General features: G+C 70.2%; 4 protein-coding genes and 1 pseudogene. 2 read left to right on the top strand and 3 right to left on the bottom strand.

Going from position 1 to position 6,434, the window contains the following annotated elements:
• The 3 genes from RWX45_RS12265 to sucC all read right to left on the bottom strand — a co-directional run.
• Positions 1-1,037: DUF6350 family protein (locus RWX45_RS12265; protein ID WP_316024000.1), on the bottom strand; the 1,037-nt coding region annotated here is incomplete at its 3' end.
• Positions 1,034-2,002, bottom strand: a complete 969-nt coding sequence (gene sucD, locus RWX45_RS12260; protein WP_316023999.1) for a succinate--CoA ligase subunit alpha — start codon at positions 2,000-2,002, stop codon at positions 1,034-1,036. The genes RWX45_RS12265 and sucD, both read right to left, overlap by 4 nt.
• Complete coding sequence (gene sucC / locus RWX45_RS12255; RefSeq protein WP_316024001.1) at positions 1,999-3,213, bottom strand: ADP-forming succinate--CoA ligase subunit beta; 1,215 nt, start codon at positions 3,211-3,213, stop codon at positions 1,999-2,001. Before sucC ends, sucD begins: the two co-directional genes overlap by 4 nt.
• Before the next feature lie 429 nt (positions 3,214-3,642).
• Here sucC and RWX45_RS12250 point away from each other — a divergent pair, with 429 nt between their 5' ends.
• Together RWX45_RS12250 and RWX45_RS12245 are read left to right on the top strand one after the other, a co-directional pair.
• Entirely contained in the window at positions 3,643-6,006 is a 2,364-nt protein-coding gene (locus RWX45_RS12250; RefSeq protein WP_316023998.1) for a 6-phosphofructokinase, read from the top strand.
• A 197-nt stretch (positions 6,007-6,203) separates the two neighbouring features.
• Positions 6,204-6,434 (top strand): annotated as a pseudogene (locus tag RWX45_RS12245) (chemotaxis protein CheW); the annotation flags it as partial.

The raw sequence follows: 6,434 nt of genomic DNA, 5'->3' as shown, positions 1-6,434 counted from the left end.
CCGCAGGCGAGTGTCAGCGCCGCACTCGTCACCGTCAGCGCCGTGTACCGCAACGGCAGTTCGCGCAGTTCCTCCCGGTGCCGCCAGGCGACCACGGCGCCCGCCACGGCGAACAGGAAGGGCAGGAATGCGCCCCAGGCCCCCACCGGGCCGGTCGGCAACGCCCCCAGCAGCGGCAGCCCGGGCACGGCACCGGCAACGACACGTGTGGGTGAGAAGACCGAGCCGGTGCCCACCGTAAAGCCCGGCCCCACCAGCCAGGACAGCGCCCACACCAGGCCCGTGGGCACCCAGCCGAGCTGTAGAAGCAGCAGTCCCGCCGTCGTCATGAGTCCCCCGCCGGCGAGTGCGTCATGTAGTTGTGAGACTCTGCCCGCGCCCAGCACCAGGGCGAGACCCGCGACGACGACGGCGAGCACGCCCGCCACACACGCGAGCTCCCGGACCATGCGCAGCGCCACGGTGACCCATGCGGGCAGCTGCTCCTGCCAGGCGGCCACGGCCTGCCAGCCTCGGCCCGCGCTCTGTAGACAGACGGCGGTGACCATGGCGCTGAGCACCGCCACGCCAATAACCGCGCTCCAGGTGCGCGAGGCGGCAGGACTCGCCAACACGACGAGGAGCAGCGCCGTCAGGGTGGAAGCGATGACGGACACGGCGCCCGCGCGGGGTCCGCTGAGCTGGGAACGGTTGACCGATGAGCGGGTCAGCCACACCTGGATCAGGGTCAGCCCCAGCAGCGGCAGGCTCAGGGTGCCGTAGTCGGCATCCGCCGCCCCCATGGCGCCGCCGAATCCGAGGCTCCACAATCCGGTGCCGGTACGCAGCACGCCGCCCAGGGACAAGGCCGCGGCGGCGTCTCGGGATGAGGCGGCCAGGTAGAAGGCGAGGGTCGGCAGCACCACCACACCCCAGCCGAGCACCACCGGCTCCACCCCGGCCCGCACGGCCAAGGGCCAGTCCGCCGGTAGCAGCGCGCGATCCTCCGCCTCGTCCCCGCCGGGACGCAGTCGGTTCAGGCGTTGCCAAAGGTTCATGCTTGAGTCGCCTTCCTACCAGTGGGTTCCTGTAGATGTCCTCTGGCGATGGTCGCGGTCTGCGCGGGGGTGAGCCCGACGAGCACGCCGGCCTCTTCCAGGGCCATCCGTTTGGCGCGGGCGGTGCCGGAGGCCCCCGAAATGATGGCCCCGGCGTGCCCCATGGTGTGGCCAACGGGGGCGGTGAACCCGGCCACGTAGGCGACCACCGGGGTGCGCATGCGGTCACGGATGTAGGCGGCGGCCCGTTCCTCGGCGTCGCCACCGATCTCACCGACCAGGATGACCAGTTCGGTGTCGGGGTCGGCCTCGAATGCGGCCAGCGCATCAATGTAGTCGGTGCCGACCACCGGGTCCCCGCCGATGCCGATGCAGGTGCTGAAGCCCACCTCTCGCAGCTCGTGCATGAACTCGTAGGTCAGCGTCCCGGACTTGGAGACGAGCCCGATGGGTCCGGTACCGGTGAGGTCGGGTGGGATTGTGCCCGCACTGGCATGGCCCGGGGAGATGAGGCCCGGGCAGTTCGGTCCGACAATCCGTGCTCCCTGGGCGGCGGCGTAGGCGCAGAAGTAGATGGTGTCCGCCAGAGGGATGCCCTCGGTGATGACGATGACGAGCCGAATGCCGGCGTCCACGGCCTCGATGACGGCATCCTTGGCAGCGGGGGCGGGCACGAACACAACGGATACGCTCGCCCCGGTGGCGGCCCGCGCCGCGGCGACGGTGGTGTAGACGGGCACAGCCACGGGGCCGGCCGCGCTGCGGGCACCGGCCGCCCCCGCGCCGGTAGTGAGTGGGGCGACGTCGAATGTGATGGCGCCGGCGGTCTCCCGCGCACCACGGGGGGTGACGCCGGCAACAACGCGGGTGCCGGCTGCCAACATGCGACCGGTGTGCTTGCGGCCCTGGAAGCCGGTCATGCCCTGGACGAGCACGCGGTCGGTCGCGGCGAGAAATACGCTCACGGCTCTGACCTCCCGGGAGACGTGGCGGCGGGCTCGCGCCGCGCCTGGGCGAGCGCAGTCGCAACGTCGGCGGCGGCGGCCATGCTACCGAGCACGGTGACACCGGGAAGGTCGGCCGTGGCGAGCATCTGCCGACCGCGCGCGGCATTGTTGCCGTCCAGGCGCACCACCAGGGGTGGTCTGCCGTCCTTGAGGGCGGCGCTGGCCTGGATGATGCCGGCGGCAATCGTGTCGCAGGCGGTGATGCCGCCGAAGATGTTGATGAGGATGACCCGCACCTGCGGGTCAGAGGCGACGAGTTCCAGTCCGGCGGCCATGGTGACCGCCGCGGCACCGCCACCCAGGTCGAGGAAATTCGCGGGGCGCACCCCGCCGTGTCTGCGACCGGCGTCGGTGACGACGTCGAGGGTGGACAGCACCAGCCCGGCACCATTGCCGAGGATGCCAACCTCCCCCTCCAGGGGCACGTACCGCAGTCCAAGAGACCTGGCGCGCATCTCCAGGGCATGGTCGGCACTGTGGTCAGCCAAAGCGGCGTGGGCGGGGTGGCGGAAGGCGGCGTTGTCGTCGAGAGTCACCTTGGCGTCCAGGGCGAGCACCTGACGAGCTGGGGTGATGACCAGGGGATTGACCTCGACCAGGGTGGCGTCCTCGCCAACCAGCACCTCCCACAGGCGCAGGATGATGGCGATGACCGGCGCGGCGAGCGCGTCGTCCAGGCCGGCGGCGGAGGTGACGCGGGCGGCGACCGGCGCGGTCAGTCCTTCCAGGGGGTCGATGGCTGCGCGGGCGATGACGCCAGGGTGGGTGCGAGCGAGGGTGTCAATGTCCGTACCCCCCAGTCGCGAGCAGATGGCCAGGTAGCGTTTTTCGCTGCGGTCCAGCGCCATGGCGACGTACAGCTCCTGGGCGACGTCGACAGCAGCGGTCACGAGTACGGAGTTAACGGTGTGGCCGCACAGCTCCCGGCCGAGCATCTGTGCGGCGAGCGCGGCGGCCTCCTGCGCGGTGGCGGCGGCGCGCACTCCTCCGGCTCTGCCGCGCCCCCCGCTTTTCACCTGCGCCTTGACCATGACGCGGCCGGCTCCTGTGGCCAAGAGCTCGTCGGCGATGGTGCGCGCCTGCTGCGGGGCGGTGGCGAGGCCGGCCTGCGGAATCGGGACCCGGTGGGCGGCGAACAGCTCCCTGGCCTGGTACTCATACAGGTCCATGCGGCTTGTCTGGTCCTCTCGGGGCGGCACCCGGATCGTCGGCCCCGACGGCGTCGGGGTGGTCGGCATCGAGACTAGATGATCGCCCCAGGGGGCGGAGCGGTGCGGGTACCTGTGTGCCCTGCGTGTCGCCGAAACCGGCACTTATAGCGTGCCGAAACCGGCACTAATGACGTACCGAAACCGGCCGATATGGCTGAGGCACGACTCAGCACCGGGACGCCGCGTGCGAGGGCAGCTGGAGTCACGGCTCATGCGCGACGGCGATGCCGCCACCCCGTCGCCCGGCGCGTCAGGTGCCGGTCGTGGTGAAGGGACAGGTGAGTGAAAGGGACAGGTGAGTGAAGTGGAGGCTGCCATATGCGTCGGGGACCACATTAGAATCAGGTGCGGAAACCGACACCGGACGCCCTAGGGAAGGACCCCACCATGTCGAACGACGCGTCACGCGACACCTCGGTAGAGCAGACGGCCGCCGCCACCGGCCCGGAAGAGGGCGTGCGCATTGGCGTGCTCACCTCCGGCGGCGACGCGCAGGGCATGAACGCCGCGGTGCGCGGCGTCGTCCGCACCGCGCTGCGCATGGGCGCTCAGCCGTATGCCGTCATGGAGGGCTGGGCGGGCGCCGTGGCCGGAGGGGACGGCGTACGTCGGCTGGAATGGGACTCGGTCGGTTCGATTCTGCACCGGGGCGGCACCATTATCGGCACCGCCCGTTCCAAGGAGTTCCGCGACCGCGAGGGGCAGCTGGCCGCCTGCCGTAACCTGCTGGAACACGGCATTGACCGGTTGGTCGTCATCGGTGGTGACGGATCCCTGACCGGCACCAACGAGTTCCGGGAGAACTGGCCCGGCCTGGTTGCCGAACTCGCCGAGCGCGGCGAGATCTCCGCCGAGACCGCAGCCGCGCACCCGGTGCTCATGGTCACCGGCATTGTCGGTTCGATCGACAACGACCTGGTCGGCGCCGACATGACCATCGGCACCGACTCCGCGCTGCACCGCATCCTGGAAGCCATCGACGATATCTCCTCCACGGCCGCATCCCACCAGCGCACCTTCATCGTTGAGGTCATGGGTCGTCACTGTGGCTACCTCGCCCTCATGGCGGCCGTAGCCGGAGGCTGTGACTACGTGCTGGTGCCCGAGCTGCCGCCGGCCGAGGGCTGGGAGGAGGACATGTGCCGCAAGCTCGCCAAGGGCCGCGAGGCCGGGCGCCGCGAGTCGATGGTGATCGTCGCCGAGGGCGCCACCGACCGCTCCGGCAACCCCATCACCGCCGACGACGTCAAGCGGGTTATGGCCGAGCGCCTCGGGGAGGAGGCGCGCGTGACGATCCTTGGGCACGTCCAGCGCGGTGGCAAGCCCAGCGCCTACGACCGCTGGATGTCCACTCTGCTCGGCTGCACCGCGGCGCGGGAAGTGGTGCTGGCGACACCCGACAGCGAGCCCGTCATCATTGCCGAGCGGCACAACCGCATTAAGCGCCTGCCGATGATGGAACAGGTGCGCGCCACCCGCGCCGTCAAGGACCTGGTCGCCGCCGGCGACTACGAGGGCGCGGTCGCGGCGCGCGGGGCCAGTTTTGGGCAGATGCTCGGGATTTTCGAAACCATGTCCACCCCGCCCGAGTTGGACCCGGCAGCCGAAGCAGCGCATCCGGGCACTGGCCACGACCGCCGAGTCGCGATTGTCCACGCCGGCGGGTTGGCCCCGGGCATGAACACGGCGGCGCGCGCCGCGGTGCGCCTGGGTCTGGACCACGGCTTCACCATGCTCGGCGTCTACGGCGGATTCCCGGGTCTGTTGGACGGGAATGTGCGCGAGTTGTCCTGGGACGACGTCGAGGGCTGGGTCGGCGACGGCGGGGCCGAACTGGGCACCCGCCGGGACGTGCCGACAATCGAACAGCTGTATGCGCTGGGGCGCGCCATCGAATCCCACGAGATCGACGCGCTGCTCATTATTGGCGGCTTCAACGCCTACCTGGCGGCACACAAGCTGGTGACCGAACGCGACCGCTACCCCGCCTTCAAGATCCCCATGATCTGTGTACCGGCGTCCATTGACAACAACCTGCCGGGCTCCGAGCTGTCCATCGGCGCGGACACGGCACTGAACAACGCCGTCGGCGCGCTGGACGCCATCAAGCAGTCGGCGGCGGCGTCGCGCCGCTGCTTCGTGGCCGAGGCGATGGGGCGCCGCTGCGGCTACCTCACGCTCATGAGCGGCATCGCCTCCGGCGCTGAGCGGGTCTATCTCAACGAGGAGGGCCTGACCCTGGCCAAGCTGGCGCAGGACTCGGCCCGCATGGTGGACGCCTTCCGTTCGGGACGCAAGCTCTATCTGGTCATCCGCAATGAGCGGGCCAGCGAGAACTACACGCTGGATGTGCTGGCGAAGATCTTCGCCGAGGAGAGCCAGGACCTCTACGACGTGCGCCAGGCGCAGATCGGCCACTTGCAGCAGGGCGGCGACCCGACCGCCTTCGACCGCATCATGGCCACCAAGCTCGTGGCGCATGCACTCGATCTGCTTTCCGACCAGCTGGATGCCGGCACCTACCACTCCAGCTATGTGGGGCTCGTCGAGGGGCGGATCACGCATCACCGGCTGGAGCACATGGATGAGGAGCTCGATCTGACGGCGCGTCGGCCGCTGCACCAGTGGTGGATGGGCCTGCGCGACGCCATCGGCCTGGTCAACAAGAACCTGGGCGTGCTGTCCCCGGAGGAGGTCCCCGACTTCGGCGTGTCGGTGGCGCAGGCCGCCGCTTCCGAGGACAGGGACTGATTCTCACCAAGAGCAAGTACCCGGCATAGACCCCTGGCAGCGGTGGCGGGGCTCGCGCTTGCGTCACCGGCCGGTAGGGTCGCCCGGTGACCACTGCCCCGTCCCGACGCCCATCCGGCTCCCGATTCCGTCACGCTCTGCGTCTGGGCGCCGCCGCGATACTGGCGGGGGTGGCCGCCGGGCTGGTGGGTATTGCCATGGCCTTTCTGCTGGAGGGCTTCGAGTGGCTGTTTTACGGCGTGCGGGAGGGATCGCTGCCCCAGCGGGTCCAAGCTGCCGTCCCGTGGCGGCGGGTACTGGCACCGGCCGCGGGCGGCTTGCTGGCGGGCGTCCTGTGGTGGTGGGAGCGCGCCACGGGCGGGGTCGTCAGCGTTGAGGCAACGGTTTCCGACGTCTCCGGCCGCGCCGCTAGCCGCATGGGTGTATTG

It is taken from the genome of Actinomyces sp. MRS3W (genome assembly GCF_032465695.1).
Taxonomy (GTDB): Bacteria; Actinomycetota; Actinomycetes; order Actinomycetales; family Actinomycetaceae; genus Actinomyces.
The sequence above is the reverse complement of the archived record's forward strand: the minus strand, read 5'-3'. Positions and strand labels throughout refer to the sequence as shown.

What these genes read in the sequence shown, in the direction of transcription:
- RWX45_RS12250 (WP_316023998.1), top strand. Translation starts at nt 3,643, where the DNA reads ATGTCGAACGACGCGTCACGCGACACCTCGGTAGAGCAGACGGCCGCC.
- sucC (WP_316024001.1), bottom strand. Translation starts at nt 3,213, where the DNA reads ATGGACCTGTATGAGTACCAGGCCAGGGAGCTGTTCGCCGCCCACCGG.